Annotated in this window: 15 protein-coding genes and 1 tRNA gene; 6 read left to right on the top strand and 10 right to left on the bottom strand. The window is 69.2% G+C overall.

Going from position 1 to position 18,247, the window contains the following annotated elements:
* Positions 1 to 7: 7 nt before the first annotated feature.
* The gene (locus K6T25_RS01255) at positions 8 to 283 is read left to right on the top strand and encodes a ubiquitin-like small modifier protein 1 (RefSeq protein ID WP_222915879.1); all 276 of its coding nucleotides are present in this window, start codon (positions 8 to 10) and stop codon (positions 281 to 283) included.
* Between the two features lie 95 nt (positions 284 to 378).
* Positions 379 to 453, top strand: a tRNA-Val gene (locus K6T25_RS01250).
* 272 nt (positions 454 to 725) lie between these two features.
* On the opposite strand, the gene K6T25_RS01245 is transcribed toward K6T25_RS01250, so the two are convergent.
* From K6T25_RS01245 to K6T25_RS01205, 9 genes are all read right to left on the bottom strand, one after another.
* Positions 726 to 1,007: a DUF8028 family protein gene (locus K6T25_RS01245; protein ID WP_222915878.1), complete on the bottom strand. Its 282-nt coding sequence runs from the start codon at positions 1,005 to 1,007 to the stop codon at positions 726 to 728.
* 457 nt (positions 1,008 to 1,464) lie between these two features.
* Complete coding sequence (locus tag K6T25_RS01240) at positions 1,465 to 2,961, bottom strand: ABC transporter ATP-binding protein (protein WP_222915877.1); 1,497 nt, start codon at positions 2,959 to 2,961, stop codon at positions 1,465 to 1,467.
* The gene (locus K6T25_RS01235) at positions 2,954 to 4,213 is read right to left on the bottom strand and encodes an ABC transporter ATP-binding protein (RefSeq protein ID WP_222915876.1); all 1,260 of its coding nucleotides are present in this window, start codon (positions 4,211 to 4,213) and stop codon (positions 2,954 to 2,956) included. The genes K6T25_RS01240 and K6T25_RS01235 overlap by 8 nt, the downstream gene beginning before the upstream one ends.
* Positions 4,214 to 5,287: an ABC transporter permease gene (locus K6T25_RS01230; RefSeq protein ID WP_222915875.1), complete on the bottom strand. Its 1,074-nt coding sequence runs from the start codon at positions 5,285 to 5,287 to the stop codon at positions 4,214 to 4,216.
* Complete coding sequence (locus tag K6T25_RS01225) at positions 5,284 to 6,276, bottom strand: ABC transporter permease (protein WP_222915873.1); 993 nt, start codon at positions 6,274 to 6,276, stop codon at positions 5,284 to 5,286. The genes K6T25_RS01230 and K6T25_RS01225 overlap by 4 nt, the downstream gene beginning before the upstream one ends.
* 6 nt (positions 6,277 to 6,282) lie before the next feature.
* Positions 6,283 to 7,932 (bottom strand): ABC transporter substrate-binding protein, encoded by a 1,650-nt coding sequence (locus K6T25_RS01220; protein WP_222915871.1) that lies wholly within the window; start codon positions 7,930 to 7,932, stop codon positions 6,283 to 6,285.
* A gap of 157 nt (positions 7,933 to 8,089) precedes the next feature.
* On the bottom strand, positions 8,090 to 10,354 hold the full coding sequence (locus tag K6T25_RS01215; RefSeq protein WP_222915869.1) for an NADP-dependent malic enzyme: 2,265 nt from the start codon (positions 10,352 to 10,354) through the stop codon (positions 8,090 to 8,092).
* Positions 10,355 to 10,445: 91 nt separating this feature from the next.
* Positions 10,446 to 11,873 carry a DUF7544 domain-containing protein gene (locus K6T25_RS01210; protein WP_222915867.1) on the bottom strand — a complete coding sequence of 476 codons (1,428 nt, stop codon included), beginning with the start codon at positions 11,871 to 11,873 and terminating at the stop codon, positions 10,446 to 10,448.
* 87 nt (positions 11,874 to 11,960) lie between these two features.
* Entirely contained in the window at positions 11,961 to 13,058 is a 1,098-nt protein-coding gene (locus K6T25_RS01205) for a M24 family metallopeptidase (protein WP_222915865.1), read from the bottom strand.
* A gap of 417 nt (positions 13,059 to 13,475) precedes the next feature.
* Here K6T25_RS01205 and K6T25_RS01200 point away from each other — a divergent pair, with 417 nt between their 5' ends.
* The 4 genes from K6T25_RS01200 to K6T25_RS01185 all read left to right on the top strand — a co-directional run bounded on the left by K6T25_RS01200 (position 13,476) and on the right by K6T25_RS01185 (position 16,743).
* On the top strand, positions 13,476 to 14,435 hold the full coding sequence (locus K6T25_RS01200) for a succinylglutamate desuccinylase/aspartoacylase family protein (RefSeq protein WP_222915863.1): 960 nt from the start codon (positions 13,476 to 13,478) through the stop codon (positions 14,433 to 14,435).
* Between the two features lie 303 nt (positions 14,436 to 14,738).
* Positions 14,739 to 14,969, top strand: coding sequence for a hypothetical protein (locus tag K6T25_RS01195; RefSeq protein ID WP_222915861.1), 231 nt, complete (start codon positions 14,739 to 14,741; stop codon positions 14,967 to 14,969).
* A gap of 84 nt (positions 14,970 to 15,053) precedes the next feature.
* Positions 15,054 to 16,190: a pyridoxal-phosphate dependent enzyme gene (locus K6T25_RS01190; protein WP_222915859.1), complete on the top strand. Its 1,137-nt coding sequence runs from the start codon at positions 15,054 to 15,056 to the stop codon at positions 16,188 to 16,190.
* A 40-nt stretch (positions 16,191 to 16,230) separates the two neighbouring features.
* Positions 16,231 to 16,743, top strand: a complete 513-nt coding sequence (locus K6T25_RS01185; RefSeq protein WP_222915857.1) for an NUDIX hydrolase — start codon at positions 16,231 to 16,233, stop codon at positions 16,741 to 16,743.
* Positions 16,744 to 16,776: 33 nt separating this feature from the next.
* Here K6T25_RS01185 and K6T25_RS01180 read toward each other — a convergent pair whose 3' ends face one another.
* Positions 16,777 to 18,171 (bottom strand): tRNA(Ile)(2)-agmatinylcytidine synthase, encoded by a 1,395-nt coding sequence (locus K6T25_RS01180; RefSeq protein WP_222915855.1) that lies wholly within the window; start codon positions 18,169 to 18,171, stop codon positions 16,777 to 16,779.
* Between the last annotated feature and the right edge of the window lie 76 nt (positions 18,172 to 18,247).

Raw genomic sequence — 18,247 nt, 5'->3', positions numbered from 1 at the left:
GGGAGATATGCACTGGAAGCTGTTCGCCGATCTCGCCGAGGCGGCCGGCGAGTCCGAGCCGGAGGTGGAGGGGGCCGACGCCGAGACGGTCGGGGAGGCGCTGGACGCGCTGTTGGACGCGTACCCCGCGCTCGCGGCCCGCGTGCTCGACGAGGGCGGCGACCTCCGGGGACACATCAACCTGCTCAGAAACGGTCGAGACGTCCGAGCGGCCGAGGGGCTCGACACCCCGGTCGACGCCGGCGACGAACTCGCGCTGTTCCCGCCGGTCAGCGGCGGGTGAGGAGAGAAACCGTGGGACGGCGCCCCGGATCGGCACCCTTTCGGAAGCCTTAATTACGTCCCTGCGGAATCGTTGGATGCGAGGAACGACCGGTCGGGTTGGTAGTCTAGTCCGGTTATGACACCTCCTTGACATGGAGGAGGCCGGCGGTTCAAATCCGCCCCAACCCATCCGCTTCTTACGCTGTGATCGCAAGACATAGCACTATCTCTCCGTAGAGAGCTGCGCCGCTCACGAGGTCACTTCCGAGGGTCTGACAGTACTGATCCGCGATACTGTCGGACGGTCGATCGAGGAAGCCGGCCATAGCGCCCCACCGACGACGGGCGCTGTGTACCGTGGCTCTTGCCCACTGTGAACCCGAGTGGTCACCCTGGCGAGCTCCGGGGTCGTGGTTCGTCGGGCGAAGAGGTGCGGGGAAGAGACCGAGAGGCGCGGCGAGTTATGCCGAGCCGTGTCCGTGGCCGAGCACCAGTGCGGCCGCATTCGCCAGCAACAGACCGACGAGGACGGAGAGCTGTTCGGTCGTGACGCCGTTCGCGAGGAGCGGGAGGTAGACGAACGGGAGGACGATCGCGGCGTAGAAGGCGAGCGCGCGCACCGGCTCGACCGCGAGCGTCCGACCGGTGCCCGTGGATTCGGTAAGGGCGTCTTTCAGTCTCGACGATGCCGGCACCGCGTCCCGGAGACCGGCGACGGAGCGGAGGGGATTGGAGGGGGTCATCGTACACTGATCCGATGGATCCCCGACCACATATAGTATTAAGAGCATTCGGGCGGATTCGAACCGTTCATCGTCTCGTCGAGAGGTTACGACGACGTTTCACGACTCCCCGAGAATAGGCTAAACGGTTCATTACGCCCGCTGAATCTTTTTCTCGTCGGATCGAATCCGTAGGAACATCCGGCACTCGCACCGCTGTCTGGCGCTGGATCCAGCCGGATCACGACCCGCCGTCGGGACAGCCGGTCGCGACGACGACCGTGGCGCTCGGAAGCCCGTTCGTAACCGACCGTTCATTCGGGCGACTCGACCACCCCGGCGATGGCAGATGCGTCGGGCGTTGGTCGTCCGTTCGCCCGATCGTGGCCGACACGCGAAGGCGGGTCGACGGGGGATCGAACGATCAGACCGTCGATATTCGCCGTTCTGGAACGAAGAGAGCCCCCCGGTCGCGGTCCTACTGGCTGTCGTCGGTATCCGGCTCGGCGGTGTCGTCGGCGTCCGACTCGGTGGCGGTGTCGACGCTGTCGAGATCGGGCTCGTCGTCCACGTCGCCGGTGGCTGTCGGCGACTGATCGGGCGCCGGCATCCCGCCCATCGCACTCCCGATGTCTGTGGGGTCGAGGTCGCGGTCGTACTCCTCGTCGGCGAAGAGGTGGCACGCTGCCGCGTGCTCGCCCCCGGTCAGGATGGGCTCTTCCTCCTCACACGGCGAGGCGAACGCGTCCCGAAGCCGGTCCGCGGCTTCCGTCTCGCGGCCGTTCGCGAGGATCTCGAGGGCGTCCTCGACGGTGTCCATGGTCGCGCCCGACAGTCCCGCGAGGTCGAACTCCTCGCGCATCGCTTCCTTGAACACGACGGTGTTCCGCTCGAAGTCCTCGCCGTCGTGCTCGCTTTCGAGCGTCTCCCAGACGGAGTCGGCGGTGAACCCCTGGCGTTCGAGGCGGTCGCGGAGGTTCATGATCCCGCGATACTGCTCTTGCGGGACGTCGACGGTCGCCGGCTGGATCACCTTCGGACAGCGCGTCCGGAAGTGACAGCCCGACGGCGGGTTCCGCGGCGAGGGAACGTCCCCCGGGAGCGCGTCGACGCGGCGCCCCTGTTCCTCGACGGACGCGCGCGGAACCGACTCCAACAGCGCCTTCGTGTAGGGGTGTTTCGGCGACTCGAAGATGTCGTCGGTCGGGCCGGTCTCGACCACCTCGCCGAGGTACATCACGGCGACGCGGTCGCAGATGTGCCGCACGACCGAGAGGTCGTGGGCGATGAACAGGTACGTCAGCCCGAAGTCCTCCTGGAGGTCCTCCAGGAGGTTCAGGATCTGCGCTTGCACGCTCACGTCGAGCGCGGAGACCGGCTCGTCGAGCACGATGAACTCCGGGTCGAGAGCGAGCGCGCGCGCGATGCCGACGCGCTGGCGCTGCCCGCCGGAGAACTCGTGTGGGTACCGATCGATCTGGTCGGCCGAGAGGCCGACGCGTTCGAGCAGTTCCTTCGCGCGGTCGCGGCGCCATTCCCGCTTTGAGCGGCCGTCGTCCGGCGACTCCTCGGGCATGTCGTGGATCTTCAACCCCTCGCCCACGATGTCGCCGACGGTCATCCGCGGGTCGAGGCTGGAGAACGGGTCCTGGAAGACGATACCCGCGCGCTTGCGGAAGCGCGTCAGTTCGTCCCCGGCCATCTCCATGACGTCCTCGCCGTCGAAGCGGACGGTGCCGTCGGTGGCCTCGCGCAGTCTGAGGAGCGTCTCGCCCGTCGTCGACTTCCCGCAGCCGGACTCGCCGACGACGCCGAGCGTCTCCCCGGGGTACACCTCCAGATCGACGCCGTCGACGGCCTTCACGCTGGACGGGTCCCGGCCGAGCAGTCGATCGAACAGCGAGTCGTTCTCGTAGTAGTACTTCCGCAGGCCGTGGACCTCGAGCAGCGGGTCTCCGGGCGGGGACTCACTCATCGCCGCGCACCTCCTCGTTGCGGTCGAAGTGATCCGGCGGGAGCGCGTCCGCCTCGCTGAACTCCCGTTGTGCGAGCACGCAGCGAACGGCGTGGTCGTCGGTTCCGGGTTCCGCGTCGTACTCGGGGATCGGTTGAAGGCAATCGGCCATCGCCTTCGGACAGCGGTCGGCGAAGAAACACCGGCCGCCCATCTCCTCGTCCAACAGCGAGGGGACGTTCCCCCCGATCGGCTGGAGCCGAGGGTCCGGATCGTCGAGGTCCGGGATCGAGCCGATGAGTCCCTCGGTGTACGGATGGACGGGCGAGTCGAACACGTCCGCGAGCGTTCCCCGCTCGACGATCTGCCCCGCGTACATGACGCCCACGCGGTTGCACATCCGGGCGATGACGCCCAGATCGTGGGTGATCATCACGACGGAGGTGTCCTGCTCCTCCTGCAGGTCGCGCAGGAGGTTGAGGATCTGCGCTTGGATCGTCACGTCGAGGGCGGTCGTCGGCTCGTCGGCGATCAGCACGTCCGGTTCCCCGGCAAGCGCCTGCGCGATCATCGCGCGCTGGAGCATCCCGCCGGAGAACTGGTGGGGGTACTCGTGGGCGCGATCGGCGGGGTCGGGGATGCCGACCTGTTCGAGCAGCTCGATCGCCCGGTTCATGCTCGACTCGGAGGTGTATCCGCGGTTCGGCAGCAGCGTGTCGGCGATGAGTCGTCCCATCCCGTACCCCTGTGTCCGCGAGCGCGTGCTTCGCGGGTTCGCGCGGGCGCGTCGCTGCACCTCCACGGCCTCGGCGATCTGTTCGCCGACGGTGATCGAGGGGTTCAGCGAGGACATCGGGTCCTGGAACACCATCGAGAACGCCGGCCCGCGCAGCGCGCGGCGGACGCCCTCGGGTAGCCGACGCGTGTCGACGAGGTCGCCGTCCACGGCCTCGGGCAGCTCGTCCCGGAACTCGTCCGCGAGGTCGGCGTCGCGGTACCACACCTCGCCGGAGGTGATCCGCCCCGGCGAGTCGACGAGGTCGATGAGCGACAGCGCCGCCACCGACTTCCCGGAGCCGGACTCGCCGACGATACCGTACACCTCGCCGTCACGAACGGTGAAGTCGACCGACTCGACGGCGTTGATCTGCCCCTCTTCGGTGAAGAAGCGCGTAGAGAGGTTCCGAACCCGGAGCACGTCGTCCGGGTGGCCCTCCGGGGCACCGTGCTCGTCGGGGGCGCCGGTGGACTCCGTGGAGGCTGTCTCGCTCATCTACATCCCCCCCTCGCCCTCGATACCCGGATCGAGCGCGTCGCGGAGCCAGTCACCCACGAGGTTGATGCCGATGACCGAGAGCACGATCGCGATCCCGGGCACGGTTGCGATCCACCACGACGACGAGAGGTAGTCGCGTCCTTGCGCAATGTCGAAACCCCACGAGAGCGTCGTCCCCGAGAAACCGAGGAACGACAGTGCCGACTCCAACAGGATGATCGCGGCGACCTGGATGGTCGCCAACACGAGGATCGGCGTGATCGAGTTCGGAAGGACGTGCCGGAACACGATCCGCACGTCGCTGGCGCCGAGCGCCCGCGCGGCTTTCACGTACTCCTCCTCGCGGACCGAGAGCGCCTCGCCGCGCGCGATGCGGGCGAACCACACCCAGTTGACGAACCCGACGACCAGGATGACGACCGTCGGCAACACGAACGCCTCCGGCATCGGTGTCGGTAGCCCGACCGCGTCGCGGAACGCGCCGGCCACGCCGGTGGTCACGAGCGGGTCGGTGATCGCGACCGCCACGTCGGCTTGGAAGCGGCTGAACAGCCCGATCAACGCGATCGCCAGCACGAGCGACGGGAACGCCAGCGACACGTCGGCGGTGCGCATCAGCGCGTCGTCGATTCGGCCGCGGTAGTACCCCGCGGTCAGCCCGACGGTGACGCCCAACAGCGCAGCGAGCACCGTGCCGAAGAACCCGACGAGCAGCGACGTCCGGGCGCCGTATATCGCCCGCGAAAGGATGTCCTGTCCCAGCGAGTTGGTCCCCAATGGGTGCTGAGCGGTCGCGTTCACCGTGACGTTCTCAGTCACGGTCTGGACACTCCCGTTCACCATCTCGGTCCGGGTCTGTTGTTCGGTATCGGTGAACCCAAGCGGCGGGAGCTGCGCCCGGTCCAGATCCTGGGTTCGGGGGTTGTGCGGGGCGATCATGGGGGCGAACGCCGCCGCGAGTACGATCACGACCACGAGCACCACGCCGATCCGCGCGAGTCCGGACGACCGGAACTCCTTGCGGAGGTTCCGGATGGTACGTGGGGAGATCGATATCGGTCCGATCTTCATTCAGCGATCACCCGCGGGTCGAGATACGCGTACAGCGCGTCGACGACGATGTTCAAGAGGACGAACCCGGTCCCGATAACGATGAGGCTCCCCTGCAGGATCGGCCAGTCGCGCGCGTTGATCGCGCGGATGATCTCCGAGCCCAGTCCGGGCCACGCGAAGACGGCCTCCGTGATCACCGCTCCGCCGATGAGCGTCCCGAGCTGGAGCCCGAGGACGGTCACCACCGGAACGAGCGTGTTGCGGAGGACGTGCTTGTATCGGACGAGGGACTCGGGAAGCCCCTTCGCTCGCGTCGCGCGGACGTACCCCTCCGACAGCTCGTCGAGCATCCCGGAGCGGACCAGTCGAGTGATGAGCGCCGTGAAGTACGTCCCCAGCGTGATCGCCGGGAGGAACAGCGAGGCGAGCCACGCCGTCACGACCGTGAAGAACGGCTCCGGGCCGGTGATCGCCGCGAGCGACTCCATGAAGCCGTACGCCCGACCGCTGGTCGGGAAGACGTTGAGCTCCACCGCGAACACGAGCACGAGCATGATCCCCAGCCAGAAGTTCGGCGTCGAGATGCCGAGCAGCGAGAACGTCGTGGCGGCGTAGTCGGCCGGCTCGTGGCGCCGCGTCGCCGAGATGACCCCCAACGGAATCGAGATGACGACCGCCACGACGCTCGCGGCGACCGCGAGCTCCAGGGTCGCCGGGAGCTTCTGGAACACCTGCACCGATGCCGGGATGCTCGAGATGTACGAGTACCCCATGTTTCCCTGGAGGAGTTCCCAGAGGTAATCCAGATACTGGACGTACAGCGGCTGGTTCAGTCCCAGCTCCTCGGCGATCCGCTGGCGCGTCTCCTGACTGGCGTCCAGCGGCGCCACCGTGTCGATCGGCGACCCCGGCGTGATGAATCGGAGGACGAAGACGACAGTCACGACTCCCCAGACGACACCCACTCCCTGCACGCCGCGCTTGAGAAGAAATCGACCGTAGCCCATGACGGCCTAGTTGCTCTCGCTCGGGAGGCTCTGCGCCTCGTCGAGCAGCCGATCGAGCTCGTCGTTCTTGTACGAGGTCAGCGCCCCGTCGCTCGCGAGGAGCGGCTGGATCGTCTGGATCGCGTCGAACGTCGCGTTCCCCCACCCGAGCAGGTACCACGGGGGCTTGTCCTCGATGTTGCCCGTCGTCACCTGACTGACGAGCGTCGAGAACTCGACCTGTCGCGCGGTCGCCGAGACGTTCGGGATCTCGTCGACCTGCGAGGCGACCGCCTGGGCGATCTCGACGTCCTTGAGGTACCGACCGATCGGCGTCACGAGCTCGATCTCGGCGCCGGCGTAGCCGGACTCCTCGACGAGCTGCTCGGCGCGGTCGAGGTCCTGCGGGTACGGGTCGAGGTCCTCGTTGTGACCGAAGAAGCCCTCGAGGGTCGGCTGGCCGGTCGCCGAGCCGAACGTCTGCAGGACGTTCTCGATGATGGAGTCGAGGTCGACCGCGTAGTTGACCGCCTGCCGGAACGTCGGCGAGTCGAACGGCTCCACGTCGTAGCGCATCGCGTTGAAGATGACGCGCGTCGACGGCACCGCCGAGATCGACGCGTCCTCGCTGTTCTCGACCCGGGAGACCTCCTGGGGTGGAACGTTGACCGCGATGTCGGTCTCGCCGCTGAGGAGCCGGTTCACGCGCGTCGAGGACTCGGACGCGGAGTTGATCGTGAACGTCGAGATGGCCGCCGGCTCGTCCCAGTAGTCGTTGTTCCGCTGGAAGGCGACCTCGACGCCCTGCTCGTAGTTGGAGAGCACGAACGGACCGGTCCCCTCCATGTTCTGGTTGATGTACGCCTGGTCGTTGCTCTCGACCCACGACTTGTTCATCACGTCGCAGTAGGTCGCGAACGAGGCGAACACGATCGGGTTGAGCCCCGAGAGGTTCACGTTCACCGTGCGGTCGTCGGAGGAGGCGACTTCGGCACCCTCGACGCCCAGGAGCTGGTCGACCTGCGGCGACTCGATGCCCACGTCCGACTTGACGATCCGGTTGATCGAGTAGGCGACGTCCTCGGGAGTGAGCGAGTCGCCCGAGTGGAACGAGACGTTGTCACGGACGGTGAACTGGACCGTCGTCTCGTCGAGGCGCTGGTAGTCGGTCGCCAGCGTCTCGACGATGGCGCCCTCGCGATCGCGCTCGAGCAGCCCCTCGTACGCCTGCAGGACGATGTTGTCGGTCGGCGTCTCGCGGTGGTCCTGCGGGTCGAGCCCGGAGTCCATCTGCGACTGCGTCATCACGACGTCGTCGCCGGCGTCGGTCGCCGGCTCGATGGCGTACGCCGACACACGCTCGTCGGTCCGGGGCTGCCACTCGATGTCGGAGGACTGCCCGTACACGGAGTACTGGCGGTGGAGGAACACCCACGGCGCCTGCTCGTGGGTGTGGCGGTTGGCGCGCTGGAGGAAGCCGTCACGAGTGTCCGGCTCGGGGCGCTCGGTCGTCTCCTCCGGCTCGCTCGTCGTCTCCATGCCGCCCCCGCTGGTCTCGGTCGCCTCGTCGGTCGGCGTCGAGTCGCCGCCGCCGGAACAGCCGGCGAGCGCGACGGCCGCAGTCGCCGAACCCGCCGCTTGGAGGAACCGCCGTCTGCTCGTGTCTTGATCAGACATAGCAGGAACGATGTGAGACGACTCCTTATATGCTGGGGTACTGTGGCGCACACGCTCGAGCCCCGGACGCTTCGGCCTGTCGGCTCGGTCACCGTCCGCGCGATGACGAGGGACAGCGGGATAGTCGCCCGCCTGAATCGGCCGGCAGCGGGACTGACTACTCCGTCTCGCTCTGTGCGTCGACGACGGCGACGCCGGCGAGGTTGACGATGTCCTTGACCTCGTCGCCGCGCTGCATCACGTGGACGGGCTGGTCCATCCCGACGAGCATCGGCCCGATGGCCTCGGCGCCGCCGAGACGCTGGAGCAGCTTGTAGCCGATGTTGCCGGCCTCGAGGTTCGGGAACACGAGGACGTTCGCGGGACCGTCGAGCGTCGAGAAGTCGTACGTGTCCTCGAGGATGTCCTCGACGACGGCGGTGTCGGCCTGCATCTCCCCGTCGACCGGGAAGTCGACCTCGGGGTCGTCGTGGAGCCGGTCGACCGCCTCCCGGGGCTTGCGTGTCCCGGGGTTGTCGACGGAGCCGAAGTTGGAGTACGACAGCATCGCCGCGCGCGGCTCGACGTTGAACCGACGCGCCAGCTTCGCGGTGTGTTTCGTCACCTCGGCGAGCACCTCGGCGTCGGGGGACTGATTCACCGTGGTGTCGGCGCAGAACACGACGCGGTTCTTGAACGTGAGCATGTACACGCCGGCGACGTACTCTGCGTCGTCGGCGGTGCCGATGACCTGCAGCGGCGGCCGGAGCGCGCTCGGGTAGTGGTGTGTCAGGCCCGTGAGGAGCGCGTCGGCGTCGCCGCGTTCGACCATCACGCTGCCGAAGTAGTTCGTGTCACGGCGGAGCAGTTCGTCCGCTTCCGACCGGGTGACTCCCTTGCGCCTGCGGAGTTCGTGGAGGCGGTCGGCGTACACGTCGGCCTTGCTGTCCCCGTCAGGGTCGACGACCTCGGGGTCGAACTCCAGCCCGAGGTGGGCGGTGGTGGACTCGATCGTGTCGCGGTCCCCCAGCAACACCGGGTCGGCGATGCCCTGCTCGGCCATCTGGTAGGCCGCGCGGATCATCTTCTCGTCGGTCCCCTCCGCGAGCGCGACGCGCTTTGGCTCCGAGCGCGCCTTGTTCAGGACGACGCGCATCATCTCGCGGCTCTTGCCGAGGCGGGCCTCGAGTTGTTCGGCGTACACGTCGGTGTCGACCTCCGTACGGGCACAGCCCGACTCCATGGCCGCCTTCGCGACCGCGGGCGCGACCTCGAAGAGGACGCGCGGGTCCAGCGGCTTCGGGATGACGTACTCCGGGCCGTACTTCAGCGGCTGGTCGCCGTACGCCTTCACGACCGCGTCCGGGACGTCCTGACGCGCCAGCTCCGCGAGCGCCTCGGCGGCCGCGCGCTTCATGTCCTCGTTGATGTCGGTCGCGCGAACGTCGAGCGCGCCCCGGAACAGGAACGGGAACCCGAGGACGTTGTTCACCTGATTGGGGTAGTCCGACCGGCCCGTCCCCATGATGACGGTGTCGTCACGGGCGTCCTTGGCGTCCTCGTAGGTGATCTCGGGGTCGGGGTTCGCCATCGCGAAGATGACCGGATCGTCGGCCATCGAGCGGACCATCTCCTGGCTGACGATCCCACCGACCGACAGGCCGACGAACACGTCCGCGCCCTCGATGGCGTCCGCGAGGTCGCCGCCCTCGCCCTCGCTGGCGAACTGCGCCTTGTAGTCGTTCACGTCGCCGGCGGCCGCGCGCTCCTCGGTGATGATCCCCGAGGAGTCACACATCGTGATGTTGTCCGGGTCCGCCCCGAGCGAGACGTAGAACTTCGCGCTCGCGATGGCGGAGGCGCCCGCACCGGAGAAGACGATATCCAGCTCCGAGAGGTCCTTGTCGACGATGTCGGCGGCGTTGAGCAGCCCGGCCCCGGAGATGATCGCGGTGCCGTGTTGGTCGTCGTGGAACACGGGGATGTCCATCCGTTCGCGGAGGCGCTCCTCGATCTCGAAGCACTCGGGCGCCTTGATGTCCTCGAGGTTGATCCCGCCGAACGTCGGCTCCATCGCCGCGACCGAGCGGACGATCTCGTCGGGGTCGTCCTCGTCGAGTTCGATGTCGAACACGTCGATGTCGGCGAACCGCTTGAACAGGACGCCCTTCCCCTCCATCACGGGCTTGGAAGCCTGGGCGCCGATGTCGCCGAGTCCGAGCACGGCCGACCCGTTCGAGACGACCCCGACCATGTTCCCCTTCGCGGTGTACTCGAACGCGCGCTCGGGGTCCTCGTCGATGTCGAGACACGGCGCGGCCACGCCCGGCGAGTACGCCAGCGAGAGGTCACGCTGGGTGTTCGTCGGCTTCGTCGTCGAGATCTCGATCTTCCCGGGAGGATCCGACCGGTGGTACTCCCGTGCGTCGTCGTCTAGTCCCATACTGTCGGGACCGCAGGATCGGGGAAAAACCTACCGAGCCGACACCCCCGAGTGCCCGGGCCCGAAACCGCAACTCGACGCCGAGTTCCCCTTACTCGCGGCGTTCCGTGTCGTCGCCGTGGTTCGGTTCGTCCCGATCGTCCTCCTCGACCGCCTCGTCCTCCTCGACAGCCTCGTCCTCCTCGACCGCCTCGTCCTCCTCGACCGCCTCGTCCTCCTCGACCGCCTCGTCCTCCTCGACAGCCTCGTCCTCCTCGGCCGCCACAGTTGACGACGCGGGCACGAACCCGCCGAACTCCTCGTCCGCGGGCGAGTCGTTGTCGCCGGTGACGGCGTCGCCATCGGCGCCGAGAGCCGCTGTGTCGTCGCCGTCGCTCCCGTCGTCCCGGATCGCGGCGGCGATATCGTCGCCGTCGTCGTCGTCACCGTCGCCGTCACGATAGCGCCCGATGAGATCCAGGTTCTCGCCGAACCGACCGAGCGCGGCGATCTCGTAGGAGCGCCGGTACGTCACCGTGAGCACCTGAACCGGGAGCAGAACACACACGATGAACACCGGAATACCGACGGCGACGCCGGCAAGCAGGCCCAGACCGACCCCGAGATCGGTCGACGCGGCGCCGCTGGAGATCGTCCCGACCCCGAAGCCGATCCCGGCCGCCCCGGCACCGACCGCGAGCAGTCCGATCAGCAGCAGCACAACGGAGACGATCGAGATGCCGATCCCGACGAGCACGTGCATCACGAGATAGACGATCGTCTGTCCGGGCTGGCTCCGCAGGCACGGCCACACGCGCCGCCAGCCGTCGATGACGCCGCCGCCGTCGGCGACCATCGCCGGGACGACGAACTCGACGGTGAACCGGTCGATCAACGCGTACGCGACGACGTACGCGATCGCAACGATCGCCACTCCGGCGAGGAGCAGCGGTCGCCCGGCCAGCGGTTCGACGCGGGTGCCGCTGAGGACGATCGCGGCGACCACGGCCGCGGGAGGAACGACGAACGCGGCGAACAGCCCGATCCGGAAGCCGAGCAGCCGGAGCCCGTTCGTCAGGTGGCTGCCGACGTCCCGCAGGAGGCGGAGGTCGTCGCGGGCGATGGCGTCGACGAGAACGAACTCGAACACCGGCGAGAGGAGGACCGCGAGCAACGCGATCACGGCGACCACGACGAGGGCGGCGATCCCGAGCGCGCCGAGCGCGCCCGGCTGTGGGACGCCCTCGGCTTGGAGGACGGGGCCGCCGAGTGCGAGCGCGCCCACCGAGAGCGCCGGGACCGAGACCAGCAGCGCCGCCAGCGCGCTCGCCCCGCTGGATGGTCCGGAAACCCCGCCGACGCCGGCGAGGCGTGCGCCGAAGTTGCCGGCGTTGCTGACGACCTGTCCGCCGGCGCTGCCGCCGCCGGTGAACAGGCTCACGACCACCATTCTGATCCACCGTCCGAGGCTGAAGGGAAAGAGGAACTCGCGGGTCACGTCGATCGCGTCGTCGACCGCGTCGACGCCGTGCCAACTCATGTCGGCGTCTCATGGCCGCGCAACATGAAGGTTGTTCCTCGGCTCGGCGAGGAACTCCGGTTCCGGTCCGGTACGCAGTTCGGCGGGTCAGTTCTCCAGGATCGCCGGCCGCTGCAAGCTAAGCCCGTCGACCTCGACGGTGTCGGTCGGCCAGCGCCCCGAGTCGGTGAGCACCTCGACGGAGTCGTCGGCGACGTAGACGGTGTCCTCGCTTTTCGCTCCCTGTACGGTCGGGTTCCACGCGTAGGCGGCCCCGTTCGCGACGGGCGCGTCGCTGCCGGGGGTCGCGAACCACTCGCGGCCGGCGTACCCCGTCGCGCCGCCCTGGTGGTGTTCGCGCCACTCGCCGTCGTATCCCTCCTCCGTGTACGCCTCCCGGATCGCCGCGAACACGTCGCCCGCGGTGCCATCCTCGCGCCCGGCGGCCTCGCGGGTCGCCGCGAGCGCGCGTGTCTCCACACGCTGGGCCGCGCGGTGCCGGTCCTCGAGCCACTCGGGCGGGTCGAACGCGACGGTCCGGGTGCAGGAGGCGTGCAGCCCGCCCCGCCGGGCGGTGACGATCACGAGCGCGTACTCGCCCAGGGCGGCGTCGGTCGGGGTCGGATGGCGGTACTCGGGCGCGCGCTCGCTCCCGCCGACGAGCACGACCGGCGCGTCGATGTTCCGGCCGGCCAGCGAAATTCGCAGTCCTGCGGCGACCTCGTGTTCGGTGTCGCCCGGCTGCAGCTCCCGACACACCGTCTCGACCGCCAGCGCGACCTCCCGGCCGAGGTCGCGGTACGACGCGAGGTCGTCGTCGCCGAGCCGCAGGCGCAGCCGTGTGGGGTCGACCGAGTCGAGCCCGGGGACGTCGAAGTCCGCCGCCGCGGGCGTCGGCGAACGCGTGGCGACCGATTCCGCCAGGGAGGCCTCGTACCAGTCGTCGGCGACGACGGACATCGACAGCTCCGCGGGGAGTTCCTCGGCGGCCAGCCGCGCGGCCTCGATGTTGTTCGTGACGACTGTCCACTCGCCGTCGCCGAGGTAGCCCGCGGCGGCGTCGCCCACGTCGGCACTCGCGTCGACCCAGTTGTCGCCGCCGGTGAGCCACGCGAACGCGTTGGGTCGCGCGAACCAGGCCGCCTCGTACCCCTCCTCGGCGAGGAAGCGCTCCAGGCGCTCCTCGCGCTCGTCGATGTCGACCATACTCGCGGGTCCGACCGCCCGGGCTTCAAACCCGCGGCATCGCCGACGACCGTTGGAACCCGACGACCTCCGGTCAACCGCCGGGAACCGACGACAACCGACCATCCACGGGGACGCGTGTCGCCCGCATTCACGCGCGGCGCCTCGGTGTGCCGCGCCCTCGCGGGCGACCGGGGAGGGGCGGGGAGCCGAATCGACGACCCCGAGCAGCCGCCGGCGACGGCGCACCCGTCCGTCCACAGGGTGGGACTGAAAAGGGCCGCGGGGGCTTTCGCGGTCCGTCCTCTGAGTCCTCTGAGTCCTCTCTTGACGGATCTCATCTCTACCTGGGGAGGCCCCTTGTCCACGGCCGATACCGAGAGGAGCGCACGATCGGACCGAACCCCTAAAGAGGCGATACTCGAAAGCCACGACGTAATGAAGACGACGCTCGGGAGCGCGAGTGCGTCCCCCGGCGAGTTCGACACGGGCCGGCTCGCGGTCGGGGAGACCCGCGACGGCTCGACCGTCGGGCTCCCCGTGGCGGTACTCAACGGCGCCGAGGACGGGAAGACGCTGTACGTGCAGGCGGTCAGCGACGGCGACGAGCTCAACGGACTCGGCGTGATCAACCGTCTCGTGCCGCAACTCGACCCCGACGAGGTCGCGGGCGAGATCCTCCTCGTCGGGATCGTCAACTACCACGCCTTCCAGGTCGCCGAGCACCGCAACCCCATCGACGACACGAAGATGAATCGGGCGTACCCCGGCGACGCCAACGGCACCTCCTCCGAGCGCATCGCCGCCGCGACGTTCGAGGCCGCCAAGCGCGCCGACCTCGTCGTCGACCTCCACCAAGGGCGTACCTCCCGGATGATCAACGAGACACGCGTGCGTTGTGGGCCCCGGCATCGACTCCACCGGGAGTGTCTCGAGCTCGCGAAGGTCTTCGGCACCGGCTACGTCCTCGATCAGAAGGGTCCCGACGGCCAGCTCGCGCGGACGGCGCCCGACAACGGCATCCCGACGATCGATCCGGAACTCGGCGGCGCTGTCGGGTGGGACGAGGAGTCGATTCAGATCGGGGTGGACGGGATGGTCCGCGTGCTCCGTTACTACGGCTTTCTCGAGGGCGAGGTGGACCGCGATCTGCAGACGCGCGCCTCCGGATTCGACCAGTACGGCTCCCCCGCCGGGGGGCTCGTCACCTTCGAGCGCGACCTTGGCGATCGCGTCGAGCGCGGCGACACCCTGTTCGAGGTGACCGACACGTTCGGCTCGCTCAAGGGTCGCGTGACCGCCGACAACGACGGCGTCTTCTGGCGCTCCCGACGCCTGCCGCAGGTCGCCACTGGGGAGTACGTCTGCTCGGTGGGAACGGACATCGATCAGTTCTAGCTCGCCGGCACTGGCAGCGTCGCACAGCCCCGTCACCGACGCGTCGGTGTCGATCGGGTTCGGCCGTCGCCCCGTCCGGCTCCCGTCTCCCTCCGTACGACGGTGATCGACGGTACCGAAGCGGACCCTCCCTCAAACGGGTGATTCACGGGTGGGACGACGAGCGGTCGACCGAACGATGCACGTATCGAGGACGCGTTCGATCCTCAGCGGGGACGGAATGGTACTCATACTATGGCAGGCTGAAAACACCTTCATCACCGCCGACGAGTAAGCACGTCCTATGCTGGGTGTGACTGCTCCATGTCGCTGAAACAGAAGGCACGATCGGACAGGGACGTGATCGATCAGATCGCGGGGATAACGGGCTTCGGCTGGACGGCGTCCCTTCTCGGATATCTGGGTACCGCTATCGGCTATAGCAACTCCCTTATTACGAGTCCGCAGACGCTGCTGTACGTCGGGAGCGTCTTCTTCGTCACGACGCTCGGCCTCGACCGGCTCAGATCGAAGCGATCGGACGACGAGCGGTAAACGGGTCGGCGGTCCTCGACGGACGACTCGGACCCGATTTCTCGAACCGTCACCTACTGGTCGGTCGCCGTCGCTCGTTCAGGCATGACCGCTCCGCCGCTCCGCTGCCCCGACTGCGGCGCCACGTACGCGGACCGCTGGCGCTGCGAGTGCGGACACCCGCTCGAGTACGGATCCCGACCGCTTCCGGACGAGCCCGCCCCCGACCCGTCCGCGTTCGACACGCGCGACGGGCTCTGGTCGTTCGACGAGTTCCTCCCCGAGTCGCCGCTGGTCACTCTCGGCGAGGGAATGACGCCGCTGGTCGACGCCGACGCGTGGGACGCCCAGTTCAAGCTGGAGTACGTGTTCCCCACCGGCTCGTTCAAGGACCGCGGCGCGACGACGACCGTCTCGCGGGCGGCCGCCCTCGGCGTCGACACGCTCGTCGAGGACTCCTCGGGCAACGCCGGCGCCGCGATCGCCACCTACGCCGCCCGCGCGGGCATCGACGCCGAGATCTACGTCCCGGCGTCGGTGAAGGACGCCAAGCTGCGGGCGATCCGCCGCGCCGGCGCGACGCCGGTGAAGACCGAGGGTCCGCGGCAGGCGACGACCGACGCGTGTATCGACGCCGTCGAGCGGGCGGCGCGAAGCGCCGCCGACGGGGCGAACGGCGACGAGCCGCGAGTCACGCGCGCCGGCTGGTACGCCAGCCACGCGTGGAACCCCGCGTTCTTCGCCGGGACCGCGACGTTCGCCTACGAGACCGCGCTCCAGCGCGACTGGGAGGCCCCCGACGCGGTCGTCCTCCCGCTGGGGCACGGCACGCTCTTTCTCGGCGCGTATCGCGGCTTTCACGCGCTTCGGGACGCCGGCTGGATCGACGAGGTGCCGCGACTGCTCGGCGCGCAGGCGGCCGGCCACGCCCCGGTCGTCGAGGCGCTCCACGGCCCGGAGGCCGCCGCCGGCGACAACGACGCCGCGGACGGCATCCAGATCGCAGAGCCCGTTCGCCGCGACCAGATCCTCGAGGCGATAGATGACACCGACGGCGACGTGATCGCGCTCGGGGGCGACGCCGTCGAGGCCGAACTCGCCGACCTCCACGCGTCGGGGTTCTACACCGAGCCGACCTGCGCGGTCGCGCCCGCGGCGCTGCGCGCGTACCGCGAACGGGGCGCGCTCGACGACGACGAGGACGTCGTCGTTCCCCTGACAGGAAGCGGACTGAAGACGTGACGATGGACCCAACGAGGTCGCTCTTCATGGTGGTCGGAGCGTGATCACCGTCGACGGCGACTACTGTCCGCTCTGTGGCGCTGCACTCGATCGCACCCGTGTCGAGGGACGCGAACGGCGCCGCTGTCCCGACTGCGACCGCGTCGTCTGGCAAAACAGCAAACCAGTCGCGAGCGTTGTCGTCCGCGACGGCGACGCGGTGCTGCTCGGGAAGCGCGATGTGGAACCAAACCGGGGCCTGTGGGGTGTCCCCGGCGGCAACCTCGAACACGACGAGCATCCCGCGGCGGGTGCCGCGCGAGAACTCCGCGAGGAGACGAGCGTCCGTGTCGCTCCCGGGGATCTGCAACTGTTCTCGGTCGATCACACGGCGAAGGAGCGCCGGTCGGTCGTCGGGATCCGCTACGTCGTCGACCGGGCCGTCACCGCGGGCGAGCCGACCGCCCGCGACGAGACCAGCGCCGCCCGGTTCGACACGCTCGATGCGTTCCGCGACGACGGCGGGATAAGCCCGTGGGACCGCGACCTGCTCGCGGCCGTGTTCGACGGCTGACTCGGTCCGCGGTTGGTCCTCGCCCGAGCGGCGTCACCGCTCGGGGTGCGTCGGCGCGTCGAAGCCGCCGCGGACGAGCGGCTTGCTGACGTGGCGCCGCGCGCACGGCGGCACCTCGTACCAGCCGGGCTCCAGCCCCCGATCGATCGGCTCGACGACCTTCCGGGGTTCGCGGGTTCCGCAGTCCCGACAGCGGTAGCCCTGGTTCGCGCCGGCCGACTCCATCGAGCGACCGCAGTCCGGGCACGTCGGCACGGCGGGCTCCGTCTCGACGAGGTCGCGGACGGCGAACTTCTCGAGCTTGAGCGTGCCGTCGGCGACCTCGCCGCAGAGGGTGAGGCGGTCGCCGATACGCAGGTCGCGGACGCGGTCACGGAACCGCTTCGTCGGCTCGAACGCGACGCAGTCGACCGCGGCCGACTCGGCGGGGTCGCCGTCGGCGGCGTCCCCGTCACCGGGTGCGTCGGCGGCGTCCCTGTCCGGGTCTGTCACCTCGAAGAACACGTGCCCGCCGCGGCGCGTCTCGGGCGCCGTCGCGACCTCGCACTCGACGCGGTAGGCGCCCCCGTCGCGGAGGTCGCCGAGGGTCCCCTCCCGGAGGTGTACGTCGGTTCCCTGGTTGGTAACGAACAGCGCCGCCCGCTCGACCGGCTCGCCGTCGATTCCGTCGGCGACCGACCGAACGGCGTCGGGGTCGTCGCCACGGATCCCGTGGAGGATCGGTCCGGGGGCGTTCGGGACGCACACTGCCTCGCCCTCGTCGCGGTCGACGGTGTCCCACGCGAGCGGATACGCCTCCTCGGCGGCGGCGAACACGCTCGCCTCCTCGACCTCGCGGGGCGTGCCGCACCGGTCGAACTCCCGATACGAGATGTGCTCGTACGTCCAGTCGTCGAACGCTCGCCAGGCCCCGATGGCGGCGAGCGCGCCGATCCGGCCGCGGCCGGCCACGTCGTCAGCGTCGTCCGCGTCGTCGCCGGCGGCGGCTGCTCGGGTGTCGCCACCGCCGTCGGCTTCCCATCCACGATGGTCGAATCCGACCTCGTCGGCGAGCGCGAGTGCGTCGTCGAGTTCGTGGAACTCGCGGACCGCCTCGCGGGCGAACGCGGCGACGCGGTCCGGAACGGCCGCGGGGTCGCAGTCGGCGACGACGACGCCGGGGGACGTCCGCGGGTCGGTGTCGACGGCGTACGTCCCGACCAGGTCGCTCGCGATCGCCAGGGCGTCCCCGGCCCGTGCGTCGGTGTGGAGCGCGAGCGCGGCGTTGCCCCGCGTCTTGTGCTCGACGGCGGGGTTGAGCCGGACGAGCAGCCGGCGGTGCACGGTGTCGCCGGCGTCCTCGATGGCCTCGGCGACCAGCGCGGCGAGGTACGTGCTGCACATCCCCGCGGTGCGCGAGTCGGTGTCGTCGATGCCGAGGACCGTCACGACCGGTCGGAGAGCGCGACCGGAGTTGTGCCTTTCGCGTCTGGCGCCGTCCGCCGGCGGCGACACGGGTGTATAG

It is taken from the genome of Halobaculum rubrum, from assembly GCF_019880225.1.
GTDB lineage: Archaea > Halobacteriota > Halobacteria > Halobacteriales > Haloferacaceae > Halobaculum > Halobaculum rubrum.
The sequence above is the reverse complement of the archived record's forward strand: the minus strand, read 5'-3'. Positions and strand labels throughout refer to the sequence as shown.

Coding starts and splice junctions, on each gene's coding strand:
- K6T25_RS01195 (WP_222915861.1), top strand. CDS start 14,739: ATGTCGCTGAAACAGAAGGCACGATCGGACAGGGACGTGATCGATCAG.
- K6T25_RS01255 (WP_222915879.1), top strand. CDS start 8: ATGCACTGGAAGCTGTTCGCCGATCTCGCCGAGGCGGCCGGCGAGTCC.
- K6T25_RS01190 (WP_222915859.1), top strand. CDS start 15,054: ATGACCGCTCCGCCGCTCCGCTGCCCCGACTGCGGCGCCACGTACGCG.
- K6T25_RS01205 (WP_222915865.1), bottom strand. CDS start 13,058: ATGGTCGACATCGACGAGCGCGAGGAGCGCCTGGAGCGCTTCCTCGCC.
- K6T25_RS01245 (WP_222915878.1), bottom strand. CDS start 1,007: ATGACCCCCTCCAATCCCCTCCGCTCCGTCGCCGGTCTCCGGGACGCG.
- K6T25_RS01235 (WP_222915876.1), bottom strand. CDS start 4,213: ATGAGCGAGACAGCCTCCACGGAGTCCACCGGCGCCCCCGACGAGCAC.
- K6T25_RS01240 (WP_222915877.1), bottom strand. CDS start 2,961: ATGAGTGAGTCCCCGCCCGGAGACCCGCTGCTCGAGGTCCACGGCCTG.
- K6T25_RS01215 (WP_222915869.1), bottom strand. CDS start 10,354: ATGGGACTAGACGACGACGCACGGGAGTACCACCGGTCGGATCCTCCC.
- K6T25_RS01220 (WP_222915871.1), bottom strand. CDS start 7,932: ATGTCTGATCAAGACACGAGCAGACGGCGGTTCCTCCAAGCGGCGGGT.
- K6T25_RS01230 (WP_222915875.1), bottom strand. CDS start 5,287: ATGAAGATCGGACCGATATCGATCTCCCCACGTACCATCCGGAACCTC.
- K6T25_RS01210 (WP_222915867.1), bottom strand. CDS start 11,873: ATGAGTTGGCACGGCGTCGACGCGGTCGACGACGCGATCGACGTGACC.
- K6T25_RS01200 (WP_222915863.1), top strand. CDS start 13,476: ATGAAGACGACGCTCGGGAGCGCGAGTGCGTCCCCCGGCGAGTTCGAC.
- K6T25_RS01225 (WP_222915873.1), bottom strand. CDS start 6,276: ATGGGCTACGGTCGATTTCTTCTCAAGCGCGGCGTGCAGGGAGTGGGT.